General features: G+C 50.7%; 1 protein-coding gene. It reads right to left on the bottom strand.

All coding sequences use genetic code 11. The annotated features are described in order from the left end of the window. Positions 1 to 743, bottom strand: a 743-nt coding sequence (locus KE626_RS34495) for an Ig-like domain-containing protein (protein ID WP_211977715.1), incomplete at both ends; no start/stop codon positions are given.

The raw sequence follows: 743 nt of genomic DNA on the forward strand, positions 1-743 counted from the left end.
GCGGTATCTTTTCCTCCGTTATTATCTGCTGCAATTACGCCAATGCCATTGAAGGTACCCTGTTGCGCTGCGGTTGGTGCAAGATTGAGGGAGGTAACACCTGCATTTTGCTGCAGGGTAACAAAGGCAGGCGCATTGTATAAACTGTAGGTAATCGGATCGTTATCAGGGTCAGTGGCCGACAGCGGTATACTTTGGGTAGTGCCGTAACGGATGGTCTGACTGCTGATATCAGCTATTACCGGCGGGTTGTTCAATGATTTAGCCATTACTGCCGGTGTAAAGCCGGAGAAGCCGCCGTCACCATATGCTCTTACCTTGTAGTAGGCAACCGTATTGGCGGCCAGTGATGAATCAGAGAAGCTGCCCGGTCCGGAAGCGATGGCGCCCAGTGTTTTCAGCACGCTGAAATGGGTGCTGTCGGCCAGTGAGCGTTGCACTTCGTAGGCGGTTTCAATAGTGGAGTTATCTGTCCAGGTTAATTTCACGATCTGTGTGGAAATAGCCTGTGTAGCAAGATTGGTAGGAGCGGCCGGCGGCAGCGGTTTGGCTGCTGTAGTGGCATTGGCAATATTGCTGTAAGCAGATTCGCCATAATTACCAATTGCGCGGATCTTATAGTAATAAGCGGTAGTGGCCTGCAGGGCAGTGTCAGTATAGCTTACCGCGTTGGCTGCTGTAGTAGCTACAATGGTATATGTTCCGCCGCTGCTGGTACTTCTGTATATTTCAAAACCGGTTTC

Source organism: Chitinophaga hostae (assembly GCF_018224885.1).
GTDB lineage: Bacteria > Bacteroidota > Bacteroidia > Chitinophagales > Chitinophagaceae > Chitinophaga > Chitinophaga hostae.